Genomic DNA, 25709 nt, shown 5'->3' with positions numbered 1-25709 from the left:
TGCCTTCCGGCTCTAGCCCTACACTTGGTCACAATTACTTTGGAACATCAACGCGTTACTGCATCTTGCTTTGATGGTGAATTTAAGAACTTGGTTTTTCGATTTCAGCTTGTCGTTGATGGAGGCCGATAATATAAAGTACTTACTGCTAGGTAATAGTGTAAGCCAAACTTTTGAAAATTGCGAAACTCTTATTGCGGTAGATTAAGGTTCACGCAATGCGCGGCGATACTGTATCGCTTCTGCCACATGGGCTTGTTGAATCTCAGTGGTATTTGCCAGGTCGGCGATGGTGCGAGCAACTTTTAGTACCCGGTGGTAAGCACGTGCCGACCAGTTTAACTTGAGCATGGCATTGCGCAACAATTGTCCTGCCGCCTCATCGGTCTCACACAGTTGATCGATTTCCTTGGTGCTAAGTAGATTATTCGCTTTATTTTGACGTGCTATTTGCCGCTCGAAGGCACGCTCTACTCGCTCTTGTATGGCTAGACTTGGTTCGCCATCACTTTGACGCAATAAGTCTGCATGCGCTAAGGCCGGTACTTGAATTTGCATATCAATGCGATCGAGCAAAGGTCCAGAAATCTTGCCCTGATAACGACTCACTGCGTCGGGAGTACAGCGACATTTGTTATTAAAGTGCCCCAGATAGCCGCAAGGACAGGGATTCATGGCAGCGATTAGTTGAAAGCGAGCTGGAAAGTCGGCTTGTTTCGCTGCCCGCGAAATATGGATATGTCCCGATTCTAGGGGTTCGCGTAATACCTCTAAGACTTTGCGGTCGAACTCTGGCAATTCATCGAGAAATAATACACCATGATGCGCCAATGAAATCTCACCTGGACGTGGCGTGCTACCACCGCCTACCAGTGCGACTGCGGAGGCCGTATGGTGCGGCGACCGATAGGGACGCTGCTTCCATTTGCTCAAAGTAAAGCCACTACTCAGCGATTGTACGGCGGCGGATTCCAGTGCCTGTTGTTCGGTCATACCCGGCAAAATACCCGGAAAGCGGCTCGCCAACATGGATTTGCCAGTACCTGGCGGCCCCATGAGGAGGACGCTGTGGTTGCCGGCGGCAGCGACCTCCAAAGCACGTTTCACTTGCAATTGCCCTTTTACATCACTAAAGTCGGGATAGCGTGGCGCTTCGCTTTGCACCAGGCTTTTATGCGTGCTGATCTTTGATTCAGGGTCAATACCAGCGAAGTGGGCGCACACCTGTAGCAGTGATTCAGCCGGATAAATACGCGCATCACTGACTAAGGCGGCTTCATTGGCATTCGCTTTAGGCAACATAAATGCTCGTGCGCTGTTTGAGGAATTGTCGGTGCTTCTGCAGATGGCATAAGTCATGGCGAGCGCACCACGTATCGCTCGCAATTCGCCTGACAAAGATAATTCCCCGGCGAATTCATATTGATCCAAAGTATCGGCAGGAATTTGTCCCGAGGCAGCCAGTATGCCCAGAGCGATGGGCAAATCAAAGCGCCCTGATTCCTTGTGTGAAAAACATCAGTAATTGAGAAAACAACCATTGCTATTTGCGAATAGCTAAATTGGATTGCTTGCTTTGATTATTGTTCACTTAAGGAATCAAAGATGAATTTATCAATATTTTCAGTATCAAAAGTGTTGAGCACCTTAAAGAAGACTTTGGGGGCAAGTAGTGAGCGTGAGGTTTCCTACTTTAAAGGTAAGCCAAGACCATACTTGGAAGCAAAAGAGCTTTTGGTGATAGATGAGCGAATTGAGAAACTTGTTGACACCCTAAATTCGCCTCATTTGATAAGAACTATCGGTAGTTGCGAAGGTCATGGATGGGGATTCATTAAAAGTTCACCTTATGTGTCCTTTAAATGTGACAAAGTTCTTGCGGCTACATTGGTAAAGTCTCTGCATGCAGAGATCTTTAATTCGGCTTCTCGACTAAATTATTTCTGGGAAATCTCTGCATATTTTGACTTTGAGTTCGATCTTACCTATTCGCTCTCTGTGCCTGGGATTATGTCAGGGCGGCGATTCTATGCAACTAGAAATGGAATCGACCATGACCTAGCGATTATTGAGTCACTGTTTAAAAAGCAAATTTTTGACCATTTGAAAGGTCAAGAACTCAAATTTAAACGCCAGAAAAATACCGATACCAATAACAATCAAAACGAGCATCATGCTGAGTCGGAATTTATCGCTAGCACGTTGTCGACCAAAGGGATCAGTCGAATTGCAACCATTACATTGTTTAGCTGTTGCGCTCAATGGTTTTTGACAGTCAATGCACTCATACAAAGCCATGTGTACCCCGTGTATATAAGTTTAAAGAGAAGATTGATCGTATCATATGAATATAAAAAATTAGAAATATATTCGATTACGTGTAGGGAAAAGTACATACGTAACAACACCCTTATTGGGAACTTATGCGACAAAAGATCATCAGGATTAGGACAAAAAACGACGTCTCACTTCAAAGCTATTTGGAGGGAGATGAAATGCTGATGCCAATTAGAGAAATTACAGCTTCCAACTTTGGGATAAAGTCATCCTTTGCATCGAATAAAAACCCATTCCCAGCGCAAGCAGAATCAATGCTAGAACATGATTTTTTGACGTTATTGGAATGGGACAGTCGAATCGAAAAGTACGCAACACAGCCATTTTCGATTGAGTGGATTGACGCAGATGGTGTTTCTCGTACATACACACCAGATGTACTTGTTTCCTATCATTCATTGGCACGTAGTCGCGATGCAAACCTTGTACCCACCGTTTTTGAAGTGAAGCCAATCGCCAATCTTAAGCGGGACTGGGAAATTCAAAGACATAAATATCGCGCCGCAATTGCTGCTTTAAGACCAATAGGTATTCGCTTTAAAATTGTTACTGAAAAACATATTCAAACTGACCTATTGGCGAATGCGAGATTTTTACTTTCTTATAAGACGACACGCTACCTAAATGCGAGTTTACAGGAACGTGAAATGCAATTGGAAATTAGACGGTCGATGCTACGTTTAAAATTGACTACACCCAAGAATTTATTGAATGAACTGACAAATAGTGATGAGCGAAAAATTCAATATATACCGTGGATTTGGTGGCTTGTTAATATTGGAATAATTTGCACGGATTTGACCAAACGTCTAACGATGTCCAGTGAAATATGGACAATCGATACAACAAAATCTATCCCAAATAGTTGAAATTATATGACTCAAATTCTTCAAATATTTCCAGGTGTACTGGTTGAAACAAACGCTGGTGCAAGGTGCATTGTAAAGCGTCTTGAAACGCCAACAAAAGTTAGCATTCGCAATCTTGTTTCGAATGAAGACGAAATAGTTGAGCTATCTACTCTTCAGCTTATAAATTCTGTGCGTGCGAAGGGCATACGAAGTTTTGATGCAGTTGACGATGATGAATTTAATATTGCGTATGAAAAATACACTGCAATTAGCCGTCTAATTGATCGCAAGGTTCATACCGTAAATGATATCGATGAGATAGCCAGTAAAGCACAAGTAAATCGATCTACTATCTACCGTTGGATAGCGGAGTTTAAGCAAGGTGATTTAGTTACAAACCTGTTGAGAAAAAGGCGATCTGACAAAGGTTCAACAAAAATTGCGCCTGAAGCCGAGAAATTAATTGGTCAAGTTATCCTTGAATTTTGGTTAAACACTCAGAGACGAACAATTCGAAATGCCTATCGAGAATTAGGCCGGTTGTGTCGAAATGAACAAATACAAATACCCTCATACAATACTTTTCGCGGACGAATAGAAAAAATTGATCAGAGTATAGTGGCTACGAAACGTGGCGGTGCGAAGGCTGCACAACGTTTTCGTCTAACCGAGGGAACTGTTCCAAATGTCGATTATCCATATTCAGTAATACAGATCGACCATACTTTTTTAGATGTGATGCTTGTCGATGAAGAGCATCGCGTCGCGATTGGACGACCTTGGATTACGGTTGCTATCGATGTCTTTAGTAGGATGGTCGCTGGATACTATGTGTCGTTCGATCCACCAGGCATACTTGGAACAGGGATTTGCATTGCAAACGCTATTTTGGCTAAGAAGGAATTTTTAGTGAAAAATGGATTGGATGTTAGTTATCCGTGTATGGGAAAGCCCAAGGTAATTCACGTTGACAATGCCAAAGAGTTTCGCGGAGAGACTTTGAGTACCGCATGCAACAATCTAGGAATCAACCTAATTTTTAGAAAATTAAAGACTCCGAATTACGGTGGACATATTGAACGATTGATGGGGACACTTGCAACTGAAATACATGCACTACCAGGAGCAACATTTGCTGATCATGATCAGCGGGTAGTTTATGATTCTCAGAAAAAAGCGGCAATGACTTTAAATGAATTTGAGAAGTGGTTGGCTACTTTGATCGCCGGCGTTTACCACTACAAAATACATAGCGCACTTAAGAAAGCGCCTATACAACGATATACAGAAGGTCTTTTGGGATCTGATACAGAAATTGGTACAGGTCAGATTACACTTGTCACCGATGAAGAGTCATTGAGAGTTAGTTTCTTGCCGATTATTGAACGCACGATTCAACATTATGGCGTGTCCATAGATGGCATTCACTACTACGCAGATGTGCTGCGTCGTTGGGTTGGTGCTGCTGACCCCGAAAGTAAGAAAAATAAGCGCAAATTTCTTTTTCGCCGTGATCCGCGTGACATCAGTTTTCTTCTTTTCTTCGATCCTGATGCTGAAAAGTATTTCAAGATCCCATACCGCGACACGAGTAGACCACCGATGAGCCTTTGGGAGCTTCGGTCTACGTTGCGCTTTCTCGCTGATCAAGGGAAAAATAATGCTGATGAAACTCAAATATTCAGAGCATATGATGAAATGCGTCGAATCGAAGAGTTATCGAAAACCACAACACGTAAAACCCGCTTGGCACAAACCAGGAGAAAGCATCATGAAAAATTTCGTGAAGAATCCAAAGCAAGTGATTCTAGCGTGCCAAATTCAAAGGTGATACCAGAACAATCACCTAATATTGAGCCATATGACGAAATAGAGCGTTATTGAGAATCAGATGAATCAGGATCATTCTAACGAATCACGCATTCGAACACTTCACGAATCAACGTGGATTGGATATGGGCGTGCAATTGAAATTCGTAACACACTCGAACAATTATTGGTGCACCCTACAAAACATAGAATGCCCAACCTAGCCATCATTGGTGAAACTAATAATGGCAAGACGATGTTACTAAAGAATTTTTTGAGGCGTCACGCGCCGAATCCTGATCCCACTTTAGATCGAGTGATTCTTCCAGTATTGATGATTCAAACACCACCAGATCCAGATGAAACACGATTGTATGGGGCTCTGCTCGAACGGCTGCAAGCATATGGTGCGTCAAGGGAGCCAGCGGATGCAAAGTTGCGACGACTTCAAAAAATTCTTCAAGATTTGCAGACCAAAATGATCATTCTGGATGAGTTTCAACATGCATTGGCTGGTACACCAATAAGGCAAAGAAAATTCTTAAATGGTCTTAAGTATTTAGGAAATGAATTAGAAATCCCGATAGTGGTTTCTGGAACACCTGATGGTCTGAATGCACTTCAAACAGACCAGCAAATCGCGAATCGATTTGAACCAGTGTTTTTACCAAAGTGGCGATATGGTGAAGAATTCTTACGCCTGTTGGTAAGTGTCGAGAAGGTATTGATGCTTAATGAAGTTTCGTCGTTAGCCGCCGAGGATATGTCGATGAGACTCCTTGAGGAGTCCGAAGGCACTATTGGCGAAGTTATGCGATTAATCAGATTACTTGCGGAGCAAGCCATTAGAACGGGGAAGGAAAAAATTTCACTCGATGCTTTAAGCGCTAACAATTTAAAGAAATTAGGTTGGCGACGCCCTTCTTCTAGAACTCGATATCCAGGTTAAATGAGTCAAGATAATCTATGGTTTGTTCGTCCAAAACCACAACCAGATGAAATCTTGTCTTCTTGGCTGGTGAGGCTTGCGTGGAGCCAAGGATTAAAGTTAGAGAGTTTTTGTTACCGATCTTGGGGGCGTGGCGCTCAAGTAATGTCCGGTGATGTTGATCTTTTCGCGCGAGATGAAATTTTAGAGACATTGCATGTCCATACGGGTACACCGTATATCCAAGTTGTGAATACCACTCTTCGACCATACGACGGAATACTGTTTAAAGCCTTAACAAAAAAAGGGGCAAATTCATGGGTTTCGTTTCTAGGTAATAGAGACCAAATAGAACGTGAACGAGGTTTTTCGTACTGTCCCGACTGTTTAGGGACAGATGATGTCCCCTACTTCAGACGCTCATGGAGACTCGCATTCGTTACAACTTGCTTAGTTCATCATCGACATCTACTAGACATGTGCCCGTCCTGTAATGCTCCCGTTGTCATTGATCGTTGGGATAAGCAGACGAATGATTTGCTAGATGGAAATCCAATACTGAACTGTCATTGTTGTAGGCAAAGTCGAATTACAAATAAGGATATTGATGATGTCCCAACTGAATTATTGCTTGATTTTCAGTGGGTACTAGAAAGAACTTTAGCGAGAGGATGGATGAATATAGCTGGCAAGCCAGTCGATGCTTTTCTTGCCTTTAGTGGCTTAAGGATGATAGCAGGACTATTTTTGGATCGGCGTCGGACGAATCGATTGCAAAATGAATTTAAAGATCTTGGTTTTCTTGAAGAATTTGATCATTTACCGACAAAAAATAGGAGATTTGAATCTTTACCCATTGAAGTTCGTTACAAAATTATGAATTTAATTGCCTGGTTAATTCAAGATTGGCCAAATCGGTTTGTTTCTATTTGTGAGAAGCGTCGATTTAGTAGTTCATACCTTTTTGATCAAAGTAAAAATCGTGTTTCCAATATTCCATTTTGGCTTTGGGAGCCAATACATCAAAATTTGAACTTTAAATTTTATGCACCTTCACCTGCTGAAATTCAGTCAGCGGTAGATTTTTTGATTCGAACAAAAGGTACATTCCGCAAAGGTGAGTTAGCACGCGTTCTTGGCGTCTCTTGGATAAATAAGAGAGTACTCAAACGATATGCTGCCTTTTTTTCTGAATCATAACTAATTGGTAACATTTAAACACTATTGAAGTTTAGTGGTGATAATTCAACATAAATATGGATATTTACTTGAATATATAGATATTTTCTCGAAATCATTGAATAATCAACGTATATGGTGAATATACGTGAGTGGAGTTTCAATGTTCGAACAAGCTTGGACAAATAAGGCCTCCAATATCCTGAAAGCAGAAATCAAAAGATCTGGGATCGGATATGAGGAACTAGTGAAGCGCCTTGCTGCCATCGGTGTTGATGAAAGCTATAAAGGTTTGGCGAATAAAATTAATCGAGGAGCATTTACATTCATATTTTTTATGCAATGTATGAAAGCACTTGGTAAATCATCGATACGTTTAGAAGACGAATAAATTTACGAATAGAACATTGTAGTTATACTGTATTTATATACAGTGTTTATTCGAGAGGGAGAATTATATGGGCGTAAATAGCAAGATTGAGTGGACACATCATACATTCAACCCGTGGTGGGGTTGTGTACGTATTTCGCCCGCTTGTAAGCATTGTTATGCTGAGACGTGGGCGAAACGTGTTGGTATGGATGAACTATGGGGTAAGGCTGCGCCGAGACGCTTCTTTTCTGAGGCACATTGGAAGGAACCTTTGAAATGGGACAAAGAAGCGGCCAAGGCAGGCGAACGGCGGAGAGTGTTTTGTGCATCAATGGCAGATGTATTCGAAGACCGAGCTGATCTAAACGAGACAAGGGAACGACTTTGGGGGCTCATCGAGGCGACTCCCAATCTGGATTGGTTATTACTGACAAAACGAATTCGACATGTCCGCAAATTGGCTCCTTGGAGTGGAAAATGGCCACAAAACATTTGGCTGGGTACAAGTACCGAGAATCAACTATGGTTGGAAAAGCGTGTTGAGCATTTGCTTGAACACGATGTCGTGGTACGCTTTGTTTCCGCTGAACCGCTATTAGGTCCATTAAACTTAGCGCCGTGGCTAGCATCTCCTGGATCTCAACATGCAGGAATTAATTGGGTTATAGCAGGTGGCGAAAGTGGTCCAGAGTCGCGCTCCATGAATCCTGCATGGCCAGAAAGTATTAGGGATCAGTGCAGAGAAGCAGGCGTTCCTTTTCATTTTAAGCAGTGGGGTCATTGGGCTCCTGAAGAACTTATTGCAGAGGGCATTTCTGCAAGGGCACAGCGTATTGAGGTAATTGGCCGTGATGGTGCGTTAATTCGTTTAGTAAAAGTAGGGAAAACCAAAGGTGGGCGAGAGCTGGGCGGTACAACTTGGGATCAGGTGCCAGAATTATCGCTATGACTTTAACGTAGTGCATTCTCTTTAAAGTGGGGCTGCAACTTGGCAAAAAAAGACGATAAATGGAATTGGAAAATTGGCGCAGCACCGCCATCACTTGATCCGCATAGCAAGGTAAAACATCAATTAGTGACTGATTATTTGCGGCGCTATATTGCTGTGTTGATGGCAAATGAGCGAATGCCCAGTCTTAAGTTAACTCTTGTTGATGGCTTCGCTGGTGGAGGAATCTATGCAGATGGAAATAATTTAGCCTTAGGTTCTCCATTACTGCTACTGCAAACTGTACAGGAAGCAGAAGCACAATTAAATCTGAAACGAATACATTCCAATCGTAAAGTTGATGCTCACTACCATTTTGTTGAATTAAACCAATCAAATTTTGCACATCTTAAATACGTTTTAAGTGGCGAAGGCTATGACTCTCGCATCGGTAAAGATATTGCGCTTTATCGTGATGACTTCGAAAATGTTTGCGGCTCTATTGTGAATTCGGCGAAGCAACGAAAAGGCGGCGAACGAGTACTTTTTTTGCTCGACCAGTATGCCTATGATGACATCAAGATGTCGACAATTAAAAACATAATGAGTACCCTTCAAGGTGCCGAAGTTATTTTGACTTTTAACGTTGATTCACTATTGGCATTTCTAACAGATAGCGATCAGTTTCATCAAATCACCAGAAAAATCGGTCTTGAACAATTCATTGATTGGGGAGGATATGCTCGGTTAAAAGCACAGGCACGATGGCGTGAAATCATTCAGCGACAAATTGCGCTAGGAATTTGGAAAGCAAGTGGAGCGCGATTCATGACCTTGTTTTTTGTTACTCCCAGAGGAAATAACCCATGGTCTTACTGGCTGGTTCATTTATCAAATGCCTATAAGGCGAATGACGTAATGAAAGAAGTGCATTGGGAGCACGGAAATAGTTTTGGGCATAGTCTAGAGCCAGGTCTTTTTCAGCTTGGCTACCAAGCGAACCAAGATGAACAGGTGACTGGTCAATCAGGCTTTAACTTTGGCGCTACGGCTGCATTTGACGAACCATTGCGCAAGGCAAGTATAGGTACACTTCAGGAATATTTGCCCAAGATTATTTATGATAAACAAGATGGTGTTCCCTTTATTCAATTGCTGGAAAATATTGCAAACCAGACGAATGCGACGTCGGATATTGTCCGCGAAGCTCTGCACGAACATATTAGGACTAAAGATCTATGTGCGTTGAAAACAGACGGTGGCGCTAGGATAAAAGCGAGTGCTATCCATCAGAACGACATCTTAATTCCCAATAGACAAAAATCAATATTTTTGTTTGGTTAAACGAAAAACATTGTACATCCGTGGGTGAAATCCCGAACTCATTGTACCGATCACTTATGACACTATTCGCACCACACGAGATTATTCCAACAGCATATCGCGGACGAGAGCAAGCATACATAAAGCATCTCTTACTTGAAGGGTATCTTGAGAGGTTACTTTACATAATTGGATGGAATGCGAGCAATTTGGGGCTGAGTGAGGTTGCGTTTGTCGATTGTTTTTCTGGGCCATGGCAAGACGAGAGTGAAGACTTATCTTCTACTTCAATTGCGATTTCTTTAAAGCTTCTTGAAAAAATCCAAGTTAATTTGGCTGAAGTTGGTCACTCAGTAAAATTTAGAGCGATCTATGTTGAACAAAACCCCAAATCTTTTGCTCGTTTAAAGAAATTTCTTCTTGAAAGCTCCCCAAAAAATGTAACGACAACGGCTATTAATGGTGACTTTGTCGAACAGATTCCAGTACTGCTAACGATGCTTCATTCTGACAGTTTTGCGTTCTTCTTTATTGATCCAAAAGGATGGCTTACTGTTCGACCAAATATTCTTGAAGCCCTATTGAATAGGCCTAATAGTGAATTTTTGATCAATTTTATGTACGACTTTGTGAACCGTACAGTGTCAATGCCGGATTTGAAAAAACAGATTTCAGAGCTATTTGATGGCGCAATTAATCTTGATCTATTACCTCAGGAACCGACTGAGCGAGAACGCTTCTTACTAGAAAAATTTAGATTAGCCGTGACTTCTCGATCACAAATTAATAATTTTCGAACGATGTCCGCCTATGTCACTATCCTCGATCCGTTGAGGGATCGAACGAAATACCATCTTTTATATATTACTCGCCATCCACTAGGAGTTATTGAATTTTTGAAGCAATCAGAAATTTTGGATGGCATTCAAAACACGGTTCGAGCGGCGGCGAAACTTGAAAAAAATAATGCGAACAAAGGAATGGATGATTTGTTTGGTATTGATACTGATCAGATTGAAATGATTGGTGGGTCAGATTTAGAACATGTCGGAAATTATGTACTAACCCTTTTTAAAGATAACTCGATCACTATGAATCGAGATGTATTCGCCAGCATTCTTTGTAAAACAAATTGTTACCCATCAGAGCTTCAAGTTGCAATCAAAAATTTAATTGACAAAAATGTCGTGACAATTCCAGGTGTGAATATTTCACGCCGAAGGAAAAATTTTATAAATTATGAAAAGAGCGAACAATTGAGACGAATGTAGTAAATAGAAACGTCAAGAAGTTAGATAATTTACTTTCAATGCTAGTGAGCATGGAAGGAATTAGTTGTGTAAACGTGGGAAAAAAATTGAAAAGTCAAAATGCTGAAAAATACTTTGAAAGTCAAACCAAGCCAAACCAAGCAAAGCCGAAATGAGAAAATCACTGAAAATTTAGTTCGTGATCAACTGCGAGCCTTAAGCTACAGCGAACCCGACAACGGTATCACGGTAGAAGAGCAAAAGTCGGAAATTGCTAAGGTTAGATCACTACTTTCAAAAGCCAGCAAAAATGCCAAAGGCAATGCGGGTTATCCTGAATTTATTATATCGAACCGAAGGGATACAGCATTTCTAATTGTGTTTGAGTGTAAGCCAGACGTAAAGAAACATGAAAGTCCCACTAGGGGAAAGCCGGTTGATTTCGCAGTTGATGGTGTCTTGCACTATGCCAAACATCTTTCCAAGCATTACACAGTCGTTGCTGTTGCTGTCAGTGGCTCAACCTCTAGTTCCCTTAAGGTATCTAATTTTTTAATTCCAGCTGGTACGGTCGAAACAAAGAACCTTACCAATGAGTCTGGGATGTGTGTCACGGATATTCTTCCATACGATGACTACTACCGTCTGTCTTCATTCGATCCAGATGTGGCTAAGAAGCGCCATTCTGATCTTTTAGCTTTTTCTAGGGAGCTTCACGAACTGATTTGGACGAAAGCAAAGGTATCTGAAGAAGATAAACCGCTATTGGTGAGCGGAACATTGATTGCACTGATGAATTTGCCATTCATGAAGACATTCTCTGCTTTACCCGCTGAAGATCTACAAGATGCATGGCTTGGCGCAATCAAAAAGGAACTGGATAAGGCTGAAATACCGCAAGCCAAGAAGGACACAATGCTTCAGCCCTATTCAACAATCGCTGTGCATCCTGTGCTTGGTAAACCCGATAGCAAAACAGCCAAAGAGTATCCAGATGGAGTTTTTAAAGAAATTATTACACGCATTTGCGATAACGTATGGCCATACATCAACGTTTATCATGATTTTGATGTTGTGGGACAGTTTTATGGCGAATTTTTGAAATACACCGCTGGCGACAAAAAAGCATTGGGAATTGTCTTGACACCGCGCCATGTCGCCGAATTGTTCTCCTTGATTGCTAATGTTGGTCCAGAATCGAAGGTGTTAGATATTTGTGCAGGGACAGGCGGCTTCCTCATCTCTGCAATGCAGCACATGCTGAGAAAAGCTGTTACTGAAGAACAGCGAACCGATATCAAGAAAAATCGTCTGATTGGTATCGAAAATAGCCCCAAGATGTTTGCCTTGGCTGCATCGAATATGATTTTAAGGGGAGACGGAAAGGCTAATTTGCACCAAGCAAGCTGCTTCGATGATGCCATTATTAAGGCAGTAAAAAAATTGAAGCCTAATGTAGGCATGCTCAATCCGCCTTACGCCCAGTCCAAAAGCGATGCTGAATTGCATGAGCTCTATTTCGTGAAGCAGATGCTTGACTGCTTGGTGCCCGGTGCTATTGGCATAGCTATCGTCCCAATGTCGTGTGCTATTTCAGCCAATCCGGTGCGTGAAGAATTGATGAGGCATCATACTTTAGACGCGGTGATGTCGATGCCGCAGGAGCTTTTCTATCCTGTAGGTACTGTCACCTGCATTATGGTCTGGATTGCAGGTAAACCTCACGCAAAGTCAGATCGGAAGACGTGGTTTGGTTATTGGCGTGATGACGGCTTCTTAAAAACCAAGCACAAAGGCCGCATTGACCAAAATGATACTTGGGCTATGATTCGTGACCGATGGGTGGAGTTATATCGAAACCGTGAAGTTCACGCTGGCGAAAGTGTGATGCAGGTAGTGTCTGCCGCCGAAGAATGGTGCGCTGAGGCTTATATGGAAACGGATTACCAAACGCTTACTCAGGCCGATTTCGAGTGTGTAGTGAGGAACTACGCGATGTTTCGCCTATTTGGTTTGGAAGGCGAACTTGAACAAGAGGTACCAAGTGCCAACGATTAATGAACTCTTCACTTTAGAGTATGGTCACAGCTTAGAGTTGAACCGCTTAGAGCAGTCGTCTGGGCATGATGCGGTCAATTTCGTCGGGCGCGCAGCCCGAAACAACGGTGTGACCGCACGTGTCAGTCCAATTACGAATTTGGCTCCAGCGCGAGCAGGAACAATCACCGTCGCACTTAATGGTCAGGGCGGCGCTGGAGTCGCGTTTTTACAGCCATTTCCCTATTACAGTGGCTTTCACGTAATGATTCTTACTCCAAGACGGGCAATGACCGATCAGGAAAAGCTCTGGTGGGTTTTGTGCATCACAGCCAATCGGTTCCGATTCGGTTTTGGCCGTCAGGCGAATAGAACGCTCAAAGACCTAGAACTTCCTGAACAAGAAATAATTCCAACTTGGGTAGCGAAAACTGATATTGACCGATATCAAGGTGCTGACGCCCCTGCGCAGTTTGACGGAAAAATTCCTTTAAATACAAGTTTGTGGAGAGAATTTGCCCTTAAGAAATTGTTTGACCTTAGAAAGGGACAGCGATTGACAAAGGCCGACATGCTCACTGGAATCACTCCCTATGTAGGTGCCTCGGATACTGCAAATGGCGTCACAGCCAAGGTTGGACAGAAGGCCATTCATGAAGGTGGAACGATCAGCGTAAGCTATAACGGCTCAGTTGCTGAAGCATTTTTCCAACCAGATCCGTATTGGGCCACTGACGATGTGAATGTATTGTATCCAAGAGATTTCAAGCTGACGTCAGCCACCGCATTATTTTTCTGTACGATTATCCGCAAGGAAAAATATCGTTTCAATTATGGGCGAAAGTGGCATCTTGATCGAATGCGAGAGTCAATCATTAGATTGCCAGTTCTGAACGATGGCAGTCCCGACTTCGCCTATATGGAGAAATATATTAAATCTCTACCATATAGCTCGCAAATTTGAAGTCCGTGTATGCGAATTAAGAGTTCAATATTGGAATATATTTTATAGCAAACAGTCATGCCTTTAATCGAGAAAGATCTGAGTGACTTCAATTTTCTAAAATGACTTGTCTAGAATTCGTGTGCAAATTTTATATGAAAGCTTGATATTCAATGATAGATCGATTGCCGGCATTGATTTGCAAAACGCTTATTTTCATGAGTGTTGTTTTTTTTCATGAAACAAACGCACAGTGCTTTACTGCTGAGGGAAATTTGGTCGCTCTTAATTCTGGGACTTGCATTGAAAGCGCATTTTCGCCAGAGTTGAACGCTGAGAAATTGGTGCTAAAGGCGATTTCGTCTTCAGCATTTAGTATCCGCTTAGCAGCATATTCATTCACATCTCCTGCAATCGTGGCTGCATTACTAGAAGCGAAAAAGCGTGGCGTAGATGTAAAAGTTGTTGTCGATGAAAAAGGTAATCAGTCAAAAGCAAGTCTGGCTGCGCTGAATGTATTGATGCTTGCTGATATTCCGACCAGGGCAATTTCAATTTATTCGATTCACCATGACAAGTACATCATCATTGACGAATTGCACGTTCAAACAGGTAGTTTTAACTACAGCAGAGCAGCAGCAAAATCAAATAGTGAAAATGTTATTGTTGTTTGGAATAATTCGAAATTAGCCTCTTCATATATGACGCATTGGCAAAGTCGGTTTGATCAAGCAAATACTTTAAAAATCTCATATTAATTTAATGAGTTAACGGATTTTGACGCTTACCCACTGGTCACAAAGGTCTTGTACTAGTTTGTAGTAGTTGGTATGCCATTAGCTTGGTGTACTTTATTTGCGTATTACTTTAGAAGACATCTAGACCCCCTACCCTAAAGTCAAATACACCTCTTCCGATTAGTCGTTCTTGACTAGTCCTAATCTATTCCGTTTCCTCATTTTACCCAGTATATTGTTACAAACTGAATTGGAGAGGTTATGGCAAAAATATTAGAAAGCGTTGATCGAACAACACCTGATGCTATCAGCATTTCTGACAAGAAATGGGGAAAGCAAGTGATGAAATTAGGGTTTTGTATCATTCCTTCGATGTTGCTTCAAGCTCAACAAAGATTAGGCCTTTCCCCAACTCAGCTAGCCGTACTCCTACAATTAGCTGATTTTTGGTGGGATAACGACCGCAAACCGTATCCAAGTAAGGAGGCACTCAAAGATAGATTGGGGCTAAGTACACGCCAAATTCAACGCCATATCGCAGACTTAGAAAAGGCGGGTTTGGTAAAGCGTATTGAACGTCGTGCCGCAAACCAAGGAAAAATCAGTAATGAATACGATTTATCAGGGTTAGTCGAGCGATTGAAAGCGATTGCTCCTGATCTAGAGAAGGCAAAAGAAATTAAGCGGCAAGCAACTCGCAAAGGAGGGCTTCACAAATAGATTGATTCTGAAAAGCAATAAATTGCCATTGGTTGACCTGATTGGATACACAGTATATTCTGTAATGCCATAAATATTTCAGATAAAATAAGGTTTATGACATAAGTCGTCTAAAGTAATCTAAAGGTGTTTTTGGGGTGTTGGTCTGAATTGATTGCCGACTATACCAAATGGTAAAAAGCGGCTAAAAATGGCCTCAAATGGCTTTTAAATCGATATTATTTAGGGGAAATGGAAATATTTTTAATTTTGTTAGCACTCTTTGTTATTGAGTGCTAAAATTGTAGCGTTAGAAAAAGAAAAACCGGCAATGCCGATGGCATGCCGGTTATCTTTCGAAACATTGTCAAAGCGCTAGCATTGAATCTTGGCGGACCTATGCGAGCGCTTGTTTTTCTTAACAGCGAAGGAAATTATATGATGTGAAAGTACATCAGTAAAGAGAAATTTAACGGTTATTGATTGAGATTTTTGTTTGTCAACCGCTTTTTTTTAGATTTCTGATGCTCTTTTTGATCATTTAATGACCTTTGCTTTGGCGTTAAAAGGAGACTCCTATGCCAAAGTGTGTCATTACGTGCAATGCTCAAAATTTGAGTAAATGCATATACTTATCTTCATCTTTCGATATTTCGTCCGAAATATCTTTATGCCAATTAAAAAATAGCCTGTCGGTGATTTGGAAGGAAAGCTTCCAATGAACAAGAACATTTCTATTTTTCCAAATAGGGCTCACATCTCGACAAATTCATCTGCGCGGTTTTTTTATCTTATCGATGCAATAGCGCGAAACAATGAGCCAACAGCAACACAGTTGGATTCTTTGGAATCTTCTTACCGAAGTACAGGTGATTTTCTGTCCGAATGCCCCGAATTTTCAGACTTACTTCAACATATTCACCCTCAAGGATCGCGCCAACTTGGAACAATTATTCGACCAATGAATAATTCGAGAGACGGTTTTGATATTGACCTTGTTGCGCGCTTGGATCGACGTGCAATGCAGAAATATGGCGGTGAAAATGGCCCATCTTTGCTTCTAAAAAATCTTGGCGATGCACTTAGTCGATATGCAGATAAGCATCAACTTGGGATTAAACGTTGGGAGCGTTGTATCACATTGGAATATGCAGGTGGAATGTGCGCTGATATTGCACCAATTATTGACGATCCAATGTTGGCGACACGTTTCGGCGATACGCATGGAAGAATTCCTGACCGCAAATTGAAGTTGTATGACTCCACTAACCCACGGGGGTACGCAAAATTTTTTGACGAAATTGCTGCAATTTCTCCTCGCTATATAGCGATGGAGGCACTAACAAAGACATTTGACAGTGTAAGGGCGGAAATTATGCCATTGTCCGAACCACAGGAAGTTTTCAACCGCCTACTGAGTCGGTTGGTTCAGATTATGAAATTGCATCGAAATCTGGCGTTTTCTTCGGAAGGCATAGATCAAAACCTAATACCGTCTTCGACCTTTATTACATCTTTGGCGGCGATGTGTTACGCCAAAAATGCAATAAATGAACACTTTAGCCCGCTTGATCTCATGCTGGACATTGTGGAAGACATGCCAACAGCATTTCAAAGAAACGTCTACCCAGATGGCACCGAAGAATGGGTGTTAGAAAATCCTTCTGCTCCAAACGACAACCTTGCTAGCGGTATGAACACATCAACGAAACAAGCTGCATTTATTTGGTGGCATGAGCGTCTGGTTAGTGACTTACGTGGATTGCTCGAAGCGATAGAAGGTCGATATGGAATGAATGTTTTATTGGAGCGAATCAGAGATGCCTTTGGTGAACGAGCTGTTGCAGCAATTCAACGAATTGAATCCGACAAATTTAGTAGGCTAAAAAATGTAGGAAAAATTTCCATAATTGCTGCTGCTTCAGCGCCAATCAGTGTGCAAGCTCGACCTCATACATTTTTCGGATCGAAATGATGAATCATCCTGCACAAAGAAATTTATCATTGGCTCAACGAGCACTCGAATTGAAACGATTAGACCTGCCTAATTCTGAGGTCAAAATTTGGTCTGGGCGCGAATTACACTACAAATTCACAACCTCACCGAGTCACTTTTCAAGAAGTTATGAGTGTCTCTTGCGCGTAACACCGGACGCTCGAATTCCACAGTTAATAGTCCTGTCACCAGACCTCGAATTGATTGCTGAGAATAGAAAACTTCCTCATATCTATACCCATAAGGGAAAAGGTACCAAGTTATGTTTATGGTACCCGCGAAAAAGAGAATGGCTACCGCAAATGAAATTTACAGATACGTTCATACCTTGGACTACGGAATGGCTTTGGTATTTCGAAGATTGGCTATATACAGGTGTTTGGGCTGGTGGAGGCGTTCATCCCGATTAAGCTTTAACTAAAAATATGGTCTTAGTATTCAGCTAGATATGAGTGCCATCTGGCATCAAAATCATTAGAGAGCTTCACTTTCAAATTTATAGGTGGTCAAATATGAGTAATACATTTAAACGTGAAGATCCCATTCGGGAAAACCACTATCGGCCTTTAGAATTGGCCGAGAAAATTTCAGACGGTATATTTTACGTCGGTGTCTGTTTATCGATCGCTGTTTTGATTGTTGACAAAAAAGCGCATCCTTCTGTTTCGCAGTTTTTTCAGCATGTTTTCGAGATCGTCGGCATTGTGTTTTTTGGACTTGGTATATTCATTCGCCTGTATTTTTTTCCTAGGGCGGAAGATGCGAGGAGAAAGGATTTTTTATCTAATGTCTTCAACATTGAACTTACTCATGAACGTACCGTCGGCTATTACAACAATGAAGAAAAGGAACCTTATCGACGCCTTATCTTGTGTGTCTTAGAAAACGCTTTTTTTAGCAAATCAATTCTATTAAAGATGTTGGCACTTGAACGTGCAAAAGTCCTCCTCTGCGCCGGTGTATTTTCATTGCTAGTCTTTTATAGGGAAGGAACACTTGATTGGACAATAATATGCGTTCATCTTCTATTTAGCGAAACTATCATTTCAAAATGGATCAGAATGGAATGGTTGAGAAATCGCGCAGAAAAATTGTTTCAAAAGATGATTTCTTTAATTTCTGTTCATCCAAAAAATGCACTTATCCAAGTGCATGCAATTGATCTATTTGGTGAGTATGAAACTGGTAAGACGCTATGCGGTATCTTGCAGTCAGGCCGCGTGTTCGAAAAAATGAATCCGTGTCTCTCGCTCGAATGGGAAAAAATAAAGAAAAGCTTGGGCAGTACCTAATTTCCCTTTTTGGATAACTGACCTGATAGTCGTCGAAAAATCTGGGTGCCCTCTTCACCGTAAATCTAAAGATTAATTTGACTCCGCAAATTGTGAAAGTAGATCCATTTAGAGCTAAGTTTTCGGTAGGTTTATGTACCCAGTTTCGTGCTATATTCGAATGATGAACATGTGAGACTTTTGTGGGGAACCGTAAAATGAAACGAGTAATTGAACAAATTATTATTGCAGCGAGAGAGACACCGAGAGAATTTTTTGCGCCAATTATCGGTGCATATAAAGGTATCAGACGTGAATATAAGATGCTTGCTTATTTACAGGCAAAAAAGTATCGGATTAATAACAGTAACCACTAAAATTCTAAAGTCAGAAATTTTAGCAATTAAATTGAGTCATATATTTAAATAATTTCCAAGGCAATTAGATTTAGGATTTCGCGTGCGCGAAATTTTTTGAATAGACTCAAATGACAAGACAAGCACCAGTCTGGACACATGAAGAAGGATTGAATTTTGAAAATGGTCGAGCGTTGATCACTGAGCTTATGGGTATTATTAATGCCGAAAGATCAACCGAAAAAGATCAAGCAAAAATTCAAAATCTTAACAAACGTCACCAGGCTCTCTCTGAAGAACGTACTTCCATGCATGTGGGAAATCAAGAACACATTGCAGAAGTAATTTATAAGTATGGAAATGAAGTGCGTGCTTATTTTGAGGCGCTTCAGTCGAGCGGACGATAATCAGTAAAACTCTACTCAACTGAAGTGACTTCAATTTTATTCATCGCTAAGAGATCCGTTCTTCAGGGACAAGTTCAGTATAGCGGTGATAAGTTCCTCGTCTTCGGCTGAGCGAAGCGAGGGACTTATCTTGACATGTTAAAACTTTAGATCACAAGCGTTTCTTTATTCCATTCTGCAATACCGTCACGCAATTGGACAGCTTGTATCCCTTGAGCACGTAATAAGCTAACAGCATCCGACGACATAAAACAAAATGGTCCACGACAATAGGCAACGACAGGACGATCATTAGGAAGCTCTGTCAATCGTTCTTTGAGTTCCGCTAAGGGTATAGATCTTGCAAAAGGTAGATGACCCGCGAGGTATTCCGATTCAGGTCTGACATCAATCACAATAATGTCGCCAGACTTTGCTTTACGCAAAAGTTCTTGTCGATTGTTTTCTTCCCACTCATGCGTATTCGCGCTGAGTTGCTTTACCGCGTCTTGCAATTCAAAAAGTCTGTCTTCTGCCAAGAGTCGGATAGTGACCCAAAACCTGGCGACATCGTCATTGGCGATGCGATAAATCATGTATTTACCTTGACGAACATTCTCAACCAAACGCGATGCTTTCAATTCCTTCAAATGGGCGCTCACCAGCTTGACACTGATGTTTGCGTCTTGTGCCAATGCTTCGACCGTTTTGGGTGACTGACATAGCAGCTCTAATAATTCCAATCGCTTAGGGCTAGCGACAGCTTTGCCAATACGGGCAACTTGCTCATAGAGAGCGTCTTTGATAAGGCGGTTTTGTGTCATTTGTTTTTTTCGGTGAGAGTGCCTGCATTTTATCGTTTATGACGGTGATTTGTTTTGCAATCGCTTTAAATTTAGTCGGATTTCCGCGCTCGTTCAGAGCACTCAGCTCATCTGAACGCCACGAACTTAATAAATACCCGCGCAAATAAATGAGCAAATGCATGAGCAAATTCAGCTTGACACCATTTCGTCATATCAAGTACATTATATTCTAATGATCGTTGGAATGTTAGTTTAATTATTGTAAAGGCGAAACATGAACATCCTATTTATTCTTAATGGTGCGCCTTATGGGAGCGAAGCAAGCTATAACGCACTTCGTTTAGCGGGGGCACTTAGCAAACGCGACGGCAATGTGGTTCGGGTATATCTGATGGGCGATGCCGCAAGCACGGCAAAGAGCGGCCAAAAGCTGGCAGCGAATCACGGCAATCTTGAAGCGATGCTCCATGTCCTTGTACATGCTGATACCAACAACATCGCGGCCTGCGGTTCTTGCCTAGATGCGCGCGGGTTAAATACCGAAGACCTGACGCACGGTGTGCATCGGGGTAGTTTGGAAGAGTTAGCTGACTGGACAGAATGGTCAGACAAAGTACTCGTATTTTAAGCACTGATTTTGCCTATGATTTTGAAAGTGAGCTATGTTCTTTAAACAAAGAGTCAACGATGATGCGTCCATTTCCTACTTTTTTGGTTGTGGTGGACAAGGTAAAGGTGTCGCGGTAGACGTACTTGCGGGTGACGAAGCTTGGTATCTGGCGCAAGCACAGCTTTTGAACGTGGCAATTACAACAGTCTTCGATACGCATATCCACGCTGATCATTTATCGGGTGGACGACAACTTGCAGAGTTATGTGGTACTGATTATGCGCTGCATGAAAGCAATCTCGGAAAAACCACTTTTCCTTTCCTTGCTTTGCAGGATCAACAAATCATCATGGCGGGCAATACGCGCATTCAAGTACTGCACACACCTGGACATACCGAAGACAGTATTTGTCTTTTGGTTTCTGACTACCGCCGTAGTGAAGCGCCGTGGTTCGTAATCACAGGTGATACTTTATTTGTGGGATCGGTTGGTCGTCCAGATCTGGCGGGACGTGAGCAAGAAATGGCAGCGCGCTTGTGGACTAGCTTGCATACACAATTATTGAATCGCATGGATGACTTGGAGATTTTTCCGGGACATCAGGCAGGAAGTAGCTGCGGTGCGGATATCTCCGGCAAACCATCTTCCACCATCGGTTTTGAAAAGCGTTGGAATCAATTACTGGAACTGGATCAGCAAGCATTTGTCGATGCAGTGACTGCCAATATTCCGCCTAGACCTGTCGATATGGAACGTCTGATTGCCAGTAATTTGGGTATAGCATCTGAGGCGACCTCGTAAGCACATGCCAAATAAAGCAAGCTCAAGGAACGCCCTGACCAACGCAGTTAGTTCAACACCACAACTAGGATTGCGTGCCAATCTCGCACAGTTTAGTTTGCTGGTGCTAGTCAATGCCTTTGTTGGCGCAATGGTCGGCATGGAACGTAGTATCTTGCCAGCGATTGCAGAGCAAGAATTTCATTTGGCAGCACGTAGCGCGATTTTAGCTTTTATCGTCGTCTTCGGCGTATCCAAAGCCTTAACCAATTATTTTGCTGGACGCTTTTCGGATGTCTATGGACGCAAGGTGATTCTCATTGCTGGCTGGGTGATCGCGATACCTGTACCATTCTTATTGATGTGGGCACCATCATGGAATTGGATATTATTGGCAAACCTATTTTTGGGTATTAGTCAGGGACTCACTTGGTCAACCACGGTGATCATGAAAATTGATCTGGCCGGATCTCGGAATCGCGGTACGGCGATGGGCATTAATGAATTTGCTGGTTACTTTGCAGTGGGATTGGCTGCGCTGGCCACAGGTTGGATTGCCACTAATTACGGATTACGACCACAGCCATTTTATTTGGGCGTGGTGTTTGTTGTGGCAGGTCTATTATTGTCAGTGCTATTGGTGAAGGAAACCAAAGGTCATGCATCGCAAGAAGCGACATTAAGTAGCCAGACATCACAAATACTGCCTTCGCAAAAAGACATCTTTTGGCAAACAACTTGGCTTAATCCCAATCTATCGGCAATCAGTCAGGCTGGCTTAGTGAACAACCTTAACGATGGCATGGCTTGGGGATTATTCCCCTTAGTGTTCGCCACGGCTGGCATGAGCTTTACGCAAATAGGAACACTGGCTGCGATTTATCCCGGCGTTTGGGGTATCTGCCAGTTGTTTACAGGTGCCTTATCTGACCGTATCGGACGCAAGTGGTTAATTGTTGTGGGCATGTGGGTACAGGCTGCAGCAATTGCGCTCATCATTATCTATAGCAGTTTTGCGTGGTTTATGTGCGCCGCTATTTTATTGGGCATTGGCACAGCAATGGTCTATCCAACTTTATTGGCTGCCATTGGCGACGTGGTCAATCCCGCTTGGCGCGCTTCCACGGTCGGCGTTTATCGACTGTGGCGGGATATGGGATATGCCATTGGCGCATTGCTATCTGGCGTGATAGCCGATGTATTTGGTGTGGCAAGCGCAATGTGGTTTGTCGCTGCTTTGACGTTCCTATCTGGTGTCATTGCAGCGGTGCGGTTGCGAGAATCTTTGCGAAAGCAATAACGCATTAGATTGGGGCATCTCAATCTTCAACTGTCGAGAAAATGCGTTCAAGAAAATATAAGCCACTTTTGAGTACGTCGGGCGCCATGGTATGTTTTCTGTGGCCAATTTTTATATCATTTATGCCGCTTCGGTTTTTCATTACCGAACGAGCTTGGGCAAATCCACGAATCAAACGTAGCAAATCGAATGTAGTAATTTCTCTTCCTGAATCACTCCAGACAATAACAATATTTGAGTTTTTTGGATTCGGTTCAAAATCTAAAATATAGCGAGTGTCAGCCCCTTGTGGGCTATTATTTGGCAGAGTGATTTTGGCGGCAAGGGCTAAACGTGATTTTTTAGATTTAGTCTTATGTAGCCAATTATAAGACTCGCTGCTAATTTTTCTTGGTAATCGAAATAACTCAAATGTCTCGATTGGAATAGGTTTTCCCCATAAATGGAGAAACTCCACGCTGGCATCGGTCTTTTCTCGAATATTCACAAGCCCTTGCGCGATTGTGAGCAAATCATTGCTGGGTGAATGCAGTAAATCATCGTCTTCGTCGATTTCGTCATCTTCAAACTCCAAGGAGGTCAAAAGTTGTAAATCTTCTGATGTCAGAACGACGGACTGAACTGCGGCAGCAGAACTTGTTCCTTCCATTGTAGATAATAATGTTGTCCATCGATCATTAAGTAGCTTGATGTATTTATCGCCTTCAAAATGTGTTTCCAATTGAGGAAGCTTATCTACTTCCGCTGCTATTAGCCATTCAAACCTATCATTTATCTCTTCTATAGAAATAATCTGTGATGGCAACGCTGAATTTGAAGGTGAGTCGATCAAATCGATAACGTCATCTGGAGAGTCAACATTCGTTGGTCTGCCATTGTTGGTCGGAGGGCGAAAAATTGGTTCCTTTTCACTTTCATCTTCCTTGTCCGTACGCCGGCCATCATTATCTCGATCATATTGCAGTTTATTAAATGGTGGATGCCAGTCGGTCGACAATATCTCAGTAATTACCTTCGTTATTGAACCCAAGCCATTCTTAATTGGAATCCATTTCGCTTTTAAAATTGATCGATCATGCATAGGCGGGACAGCACGTAAGATCCGATTTTGATCCACCGCTATTGAGCGAAAGATGTTCATTCCACGTTCAACCGAAATTGGATCAAAAGCCAATGACGCTATAAACCACGCGTCTTGATCTAGCATCCATTGCCTGAGCCAAAGAAGGGCTTCCTTTCTTTCAAAGTCAATAGATGACCTTTCTGCGTTCCATATGTACCGATTCCAATCTAGAAATCGAGAATCGAGAAATACACTCGCCATTCGGCTTGAAACAGCATAAAAAAATCTAAAGACTTCATAGCAAGGTATTGCGTAGGCAAAAGGATTGTCACCTTCTCCAACATACAGAAGACATCCTCTGTAATTGGAGTCTTGTGGTAACGAACTAGGTGCACGGGGCAATAAAAGTTTATCCGAGGCTAGCGAAGTCTCGTCGCCACCAATGTGCATCCAACGATCAATAATTCTTACGTTTTCATCTCCGAAGTCCAGACTAATAAGGCTATCATGAATAGATTTTGAATGGACTTTGGTCTGATTGACCGGGACTCCACGATGAAAAAGAGTTCCAATAGGTATGTCAAGTATGTCCCCAATTGGAATGTCTTTCCAGAATGCCTCTCCGACTCGCTTCGCGTCAGTTTCCCCGTTTGACGGAACTAAAATTTTTGTGAAATATGCTCGAACAACGATATTTTCCTTTGGCCCTGGAACGCTGATTAGCCTGCCCACCCAAGTAAGTTGGCACAGTCCGTCGAAGTCCAAATAAGTTCGTCGTATCAGTGGAGTCAAAATTAATTCTCACATATCTCTGTTTATTCGCAAATACCGATGGTTATTCGCAGATAACAATGTTTTTGACACCTTGGGTAAATCTGCGGGTGCTAAATTGACTGTGATCTTCTGCGCAGGAAAATCAAAGCGGGCATTTTGTAGTGCGGCACGTACCCGGTCTTTGGATTCTTTGACTTCGGTTTCCGGTAAACCGACGATAGCAAATGCGGGCAAGCCATTCGCCAGGTGAACTTCAACCGTGACTTCGGGTGCTTCCATGCCGTTTAAGGCGCGACTTTTTAAAACGGCCAATGCCATGTAAGCAGCCCAGATTGAACAATTACGGTTTATTTGATTGTGCTTCTAGTTCCGCGATACGCGCTTCTAGCGCCTCCAGTTTGGCTCGGGTTTTCGCCAATACCTGTGCCTGAATATCAAACTCTTCGCGAGTGACCAAATCGAGCTTTGCAAAGCCTTGACTCATCATAGCCTTAACATTTTTTTCTATGTCTTTGGCGGGTGAGCTGTCCAGTACCTGTTGTACTTTGCTTTGCATATCGTTAAAAAATTGATTGGGTTCCATAGTTTTTCTCTGATTTAAAAAAAGGTCGAAGACATTTTTGTTGCCGAATTGTGCGAATTTGTCTGTCTTATCTGGCATAAAAGCGCTCTTGCGGTGCATTATAAAGTTCTCACCTATAAAGAATGCGCCATTTTAGTGCGTCATTTTAGTGTGCCATGTAATGCGATAAGTAGAAAATTAACATAAATGAAAATTATTTGTGTATTTTTTTGCAAATTAAGCGCTTGTCTAGTTCGATTCTCCTTGCTTGTCATTTCGCAAAAAGTTTCTTGCAGTTAGTTGTTGTTTCATAGCGCGCTACTCGCTTGCTTACCATACCACTCTTCAACTTTGCCACATAAAAGTACCTTCTCGCCTGCTTCGCAATAAAGCTGGCACGAGTTCTGCTA

At 42.2% G+C, this 25709-nt stretch carries 24 protein-coding genes and 2 pseudogenes; 21 read left to right on the top strand and 5 right to left on the bottom strand.

The window, feature by feature from the left end:
* Positions 1 to 204: 204 nt before the first annotated feature.
* A pseudogene (locus tag AC1RR2_RS10425) lies at positions 205 to 1506 on the bottom strand (YifB family Mg chelatase-like AAA ATPase); the annotation flags it as partial.
* A 99-nt stretch (positions 1507 to 1605) separates the two neighbouring features.
* Here AC1RR2_RS10425 and AC1RR2_RS10420 point away from each other — a divergent pair.
* The 18 genes from AC1RR2_RS10420 (at position 1606) to AC1RR2_RS10335 (ending at position 19424) form a co-directional block, all read left to right on the top strand.
* Complete coding sequence (locus AC1RR2_RS10420; protein ID WP_493222191.1) at positions 1606 to 2502, top strand: hypothetical protein; 897 nt, start codon at positions 1606 to 1608, stop codon at positions 2500 to 2502.
* On the top strand, positions 2496 to 3206 hold the full coding sequence (locus AC1RR2_RS10415; protein WP_493222190.1) for a Tn7 transposase TnsA N-terminal domain-containing protein: 711 nt from the start codon (positions 2496 to 2498) through the stop codon (positions 3204 to 3206). Before AC1RR2_RS10420 ends, AC1RR2_RS10415 begins: the two co-directional genes overlap by 7 nt.
* Positions 3207 to 3212: 6 nt before the next feature.
* On the top strand, positions 3213 to 5072 hold the full coding sequence (locus AC1RR2_RS10410; RefSeq protein WP_493222189.1) for a transposase: 1860 nt from the start codon (positions 3213 to 3215) through the stop codon (positions 5070 to 5072).
* A 7-nt stretch (positions 5073 to 5079) separates the two neighbouring features.
* Complete coding sequence (locus AC1RR2_RS10405) at positions 5080 to 5946, top strand: TniB family NTP-binding protein (RefSeq protein WP_493222188.1); 867 nt, start codon at positions 5080 to 5082, stop codon at positions 5944 to 5946.
* A complete protein-coding gene (locus tag AC1RR2_RS10400) occupies positions 5947 to 7125 on the top strand; it encodes a TniQ family protein (protein WP_493222187.1) in 1179 nt (392 codons plus the stop codon).
* A gap of 142 nt (positions 7126 to 7267) precedes the next feature.
* Positions 7268 to 7495 carry a DUF6471 domain-containing protein gene (locus tag AC1RR2_RS10395; RefSeq protein ID WP_493222186.1) on the top strand — a complete coding sequence of 76 codons (228 nt, stop codon included), beginning with the start codon at positions 7268 to 7270 and terminating at the stop codon, positions 7493 to 7495.
* 67 nt (positions 7496 to 7562) lie between these two features.
* Complete coding sequence (locus AC1RR2_RS10390) at positions 7563 to 8426, top strand: DUF5131 family protein (RefSeq protein ID WP_493222185.1); 864 nt, start codon at positions 7563 to 7565, stop codon at positions 8424 to 8426.
* 39 nt (positions 8427 to 8465) lie between these two features.
* Complete coding sequence (locus AC1RR2_RS10385) at positions 8466 to 9749, top strand: three-Cys-motif partner protein TcmP (RefSeq protein WP_493222184.1); 1284 nt, start codon at positions 8466 to 8468, stop codon at positions 9747 to 9749.
* Positions 9750 to 9805: 56 nt separating this feature from the next.
* Positions 9806 to 10999, top strand: coding sequence for a three-Cys-motif partner protein TcmP (gene tcmP, locus AC1RR2_RS10380; protein WP_493222183.1), 1194 nt, complete (start codon positions 9806 to 9808; stop codon positions 10997 to 10999).
* A gap of 99 nt (positions 11000 to 11098) precedes the next feature.
* Positions 11099 to 13036, top strand: coding sequence for an HsdM family class I SAM-dependent methyltransferase (locus AC1RR2_RS10375; RefSeq protein ID WP_493222182.1), 1938 nt, complete (start codon positions 11099 to 11101; stop codon positions 13034 to 13036).
* A complete protein-coding gene (locus AC1RR2_RS10370; protein WP_493222181.1) occupies positions 13023 to 13979 on the top strand; it encodes a restriction endonuclease subunit S in 957 nt (318 codons plus the stop codon). The genes AC1RR2_RS10375 and AC1RR2_RS10370 overlap by 14 nt, the downstream gene beginning before the upstream one ends.
* A gap of 152 nt (positions 13980 to 14131) precedes the next feature.
* Positions 14132 to 14716, top strand: coding sequence for a phospholipase D-like domain-containing protein (locus tag AC1RR2_RS10365; RefSeq protein WP_493222180.1), 585 nt, complete (start codon positions 14132 to 14134; stop codon positions 14714 to 14716).
* A 240-nt stretch (positions 14717 to 14956) separates the two neighbouring features.
* Positions 14957 to 15415 (top strand): helix-turn-helix domain-containing protein, encoded by a 459-nt coding sequence (locus tag AC1RR2_RS10360; protein ID WP_493222179.1) that lies wholly within the window; start codon positions 14957 to 14959, stop codon positions 15413 to 15415.
* A gap of 697 nt (positions 15416 to 16112) precedes the next feature.
* Entirely contained in the window at positions 16113 to 17369 is a 1257-nt protein-coding gene (locus tag AC1RR2_RS10355) for a nucleotidyltransferase domain-containing protein (RefSeq protein ID WP_493222178.1), read from the top strand.
* A complete protein-coding gene (locus AC1RR2_RS10350) occupies positions 17366 to 17800 on the top strand; it encodes a type II CBASS E2 protein (RefSeq protein ID WP_493222177.1) in 435 nt (144 codons plus the stop codon). The genes AC1RR2_RS10355 and AC1RR2_RS10350 overlap by 4 nt, the downstream gene beginning before the upstream one ends.
* A 102-nt stretch (positions 17801 to 17902) precedes the next feature.
* Complete coding sequence (locus AC1RR2_RS10345) at positions 17903 to 18682, top strand: hypothetical protein (protein ID WP_493222176.1); 780 nt, start codon at positions 17903 to 17905, stop codon at positions 18680 to 18682.
* 197 nt (positions 18683 to 18879) lie between these two features.
* Positions 18880 to 19038: a hypothetical protein gene (locus AC1RR2_RS10340; RefSeq protein ID WP_493222175.1), complete on the top strand. Its 159-nt coding sequence runs from the start codon at positions 18880 to 18882 to the stop codon at positions 19036 to 19038.
* 110 nt (positions 19039 to 19148) lie between these two features.
* Positions 19149 to 19424: a hypothetical protein gene (locus tag AC1RR2_RS10335; protein ID WP_493222174.1), complete on the top strand. Its 276-nt coding sequence runs from the start codon at positions 19149 to 19151 to the stop codon at positions 19422 to 19424.
* A 146-nt stretch (positions 19425 to 19570) separates the two neighbouring features.
* Here the strand turns inward: AC1RR2_RS10335 and AC1RR2_RS10330 are convergent, their stop codons facing one another.
* On the bottom strand, positions 19571 to 20227 hold the full coding sequence (locus AC1RR2_RS10330) for an ArsR/SmtB family transcription factor (RefSeq protein WP_493222173.1): 657 nt from the start codon (positions 20225 to 20227) through the stop codon (positions 19571 to 19573).
* A gap of 256 nt (positions 20228 to 20483) precedes the next feature.
* Between AC1RR2_RS10330 and AC1RR2_RS10325 the strand changes: the two genes are divergently transcribed.
* The 3 genes from AC1RR2_RS10325 to AC1RR2_RS10315 are packed head-to-tail and all read left to right on the top strand — an operon-like array spanning position 20484 to position 22900.
* Positions 20484 to 20837: a DsrE/DsrF/TusD sulfur relay family protein gene (locus AC1RR2_RS10325; protein ID WP_493222172.1), complete on the top strand. Its 354-nt coding sequence runs from the start codon at positions 20484 to 20486 to the stop codon at positions 20835 to 20837.
* A 34-nt stretch (positions 20838 to 20871) separates the two neighbouring features.
* Positions 20872 to 21621: an MBL fold metallo-hydrolase gene (locus AC1RR2_RS10320; protein WP_493222171.1), complete on the top strand. Its 750-nt coding sequence runs from the start codon at positions 20872 to 20874 to the stop codon at positions 21619 to 21621.
* A gap of 4 nt (positions 21622 to 21625) precedes the next feature.
* Positions 21626 to 22900 carry an MFS transporter gene (locus AC1RR2_RS10315; protein WP_493222170.1) on the top strand — a complete coding sequence of 425 codons (1275 nt, stop codon included), beginning with the start codon at positions 21626 to 21628 and terminating at the stop codon, positions 22898 to 22900.
* A gap of 19 nt (positions 22901 to 22919) precedes the next feature.
* Here the strand turns inward: AC1RR2_RS10315 and AC1RR2_RS10310 are convergent, their stop codons facing one another.
* The 3 genes and pseudogenes from AC1RR2_RS10310 to AC1RR2_RS10300 all read right to left on the bottom strand — a co-directional run bounded on the left by AC1RR2_RS10310 (position 22920) and on the right by AC1RR2_RS10300 (position 25320).
* A complete protein-coding gene (locus AC1RR2_RS10310) occupies positions 22920 to 24728 on the bottom strand; it encodes a hypothetical protein (protein WP_493222169.1) in 1809 nt (602 codons plus the stop codon).
* A gap of 93 nt (positions 24729 to 24821) precedes the next feature.
* A pseudogene (locus tag AC1RR2_RS10305) lies at positions 24822 to 25055 on the bottom strand (magnesium chelatase domain-containing protein); the annotation flags it as partial.
* 22 nt (positions 25056 to 25077) lie between these two features.
* On the bottom strand, positions 25078 to 25320 hold the full coding sequence (locus AC1RR2_RS10300) for an accessory factor UbiK family protein (protein ID WP_493222168.1): 243 nt from the start codon (positions 25318 to 25320) through the stop codon (positions 25078 to 25080).
* Positions 25321 to 25709: the final 389 nt, after the last annotated feature.

This window comes from Undibacterium sp. GW821-FHT11H02 (assembly GCF_058808015.1).
Note: the sequence above shows the minus strand (reverse complement) of the source record. Positions and strands in the feature narration are given on the sequence as shown.

Coding starts and splice junctions, on each gene's coding strand:
- AC1RR2_RS10400 (WP_493222187.1), top strand. CDS start 5,947: ATGAGTCAAGATAATCTATGGTTTGTTCGTCCAAAACCACAACCAGAT.
- AC1RR2_RS10355 (WP_493222178.1), top strand. CDS start 16,113: ATGAACAAGAACATTTCTATTTTTCCAAATAGGGCTCACATCTCGACA.
- AC1RR2_RS10345 (WP_493222176.1), top strand. CDS start 17,903: ATGAGTAATACATTTAAACGTGAAGATCCCATTCGGGAAAACCACTAT.
- AC1RR2_RS10350 (WP_493222177.1), top strand. CDS start 17,366: ATGATGAATCATCCTGCACAAAGAAATTTATCATTGGCTCAACGAGCA.
- AC1RR2_RS10365 (WP_493222180.1), top strand. CDS start 14,132: ATGATAGATCGATTGCCGGCATTGATTTGCAAAACGCTTATTTTCATG.
- AC1RR2_RS10325 (WP_493222172.1), top strand. CDS start 20,484: ATGAACATCCTATTTATTCTTAATGGTGCGCCTTATGGGAGCGAAGCA.
- AC1RR2_RS10360 (WP_493222179.1), top strand. CDS start 14,957: ATGGCAAAAATATTAGAAAGCGTTGATCGAACAACACCTGATGCTATC.
- AC1RR2_RS10405 (WP_493222188.1), top strand. CDS start 5,080: ATGAATCAGGATCATTCTAACGAATCACGCATTCGAACACTTCACGAA.
- AC1RR2_RS10410 (WP_493222189.1), top strand. CDS start 3,213: ATGACTCAAATTCTTCAAATATTTCCAGGTGTACTGGTTGAAACAAAC.
- AC1RR2_RS10300 (WP_493222168.1), bottom strand. CDS start 25,320: ATGGAACCCAATCAATTTTTTAACGATATGCAAAGCAAAGTACAACAG.
- AC1RR2_RS10335 (WP_493222174.1), top strand. CDS start 19,149: ATGACAAGACAAGCACCAGTCTGGACACATGAAGAAGGATTGAATTTT.
- AC1RR2_RS10415 (WP_493222190.1), top strand. CDS start 2,496: ATGCTGATGCCAATTAGAGAAATTACAGCTTCCAACTTTGGGATAAAG.
- AC1RR2_RS10330 (WP_493222173.1), bottom strand. CDS start 20,227: ATGACACAAAACCGCCTTATCAAAGACGCTCTCTATGAGCAAGTTGCC.
- AC1RR2_RS10375 (WP_493222182.1), top strand. CDS start 11,099: ATGCTGAAAAATACTTTGAAAGTCAAACCAAGCCAAACCAAGCAAAGC.
- AC1RR2_RS10420 (WP_493222191.1), top strand. CDS start 1,606: ATGAATTTATCAATATTTTCAGTATCAAAAGTGTTGAGCACCTTAAAG.
- AC1RR2_RS10340 (WP_493222175.1), top strand. CDS start 18,880: ATGAAACGAGTAATTGAACAAATTATTATTGCAGCGAGAGAGACACCG.
- AC1RR2_RS10390 (WP_493222185.1), top strand. CDS start 7,563: ATGGGCGTAAATAGCAAGATTGAGTGGACACATCATACATTCAACCCG.
- AC1RR2_RS10395 (WP_493222186.1), top strand. CDS start 7,268: ATGTTCGAACAAGCTTGGACAAATAAGGCCTCCAATATCCTGAAAGCA.
- AC1RR2_RS10315 (WP_493222170.1), top strand. CDS start 21,626: ATGCCAAATAAAGCAAGCTCAAGGAACGCCCTGACCAACGCAGTTAGT.
- tcmP (WP_493222183.1), top strand. CDS start 9,806: ATGACACTATTCGCACCACACGAGATTATTCCAACAGCATATCGCGGA.
- AC1RR2_RS10320 (WP_493222171.1), top strand. CDS start 20,872: ATGTTCTTTAAACAAAGAGTCAACGATGATGCGTCCATTTCCTACTTT.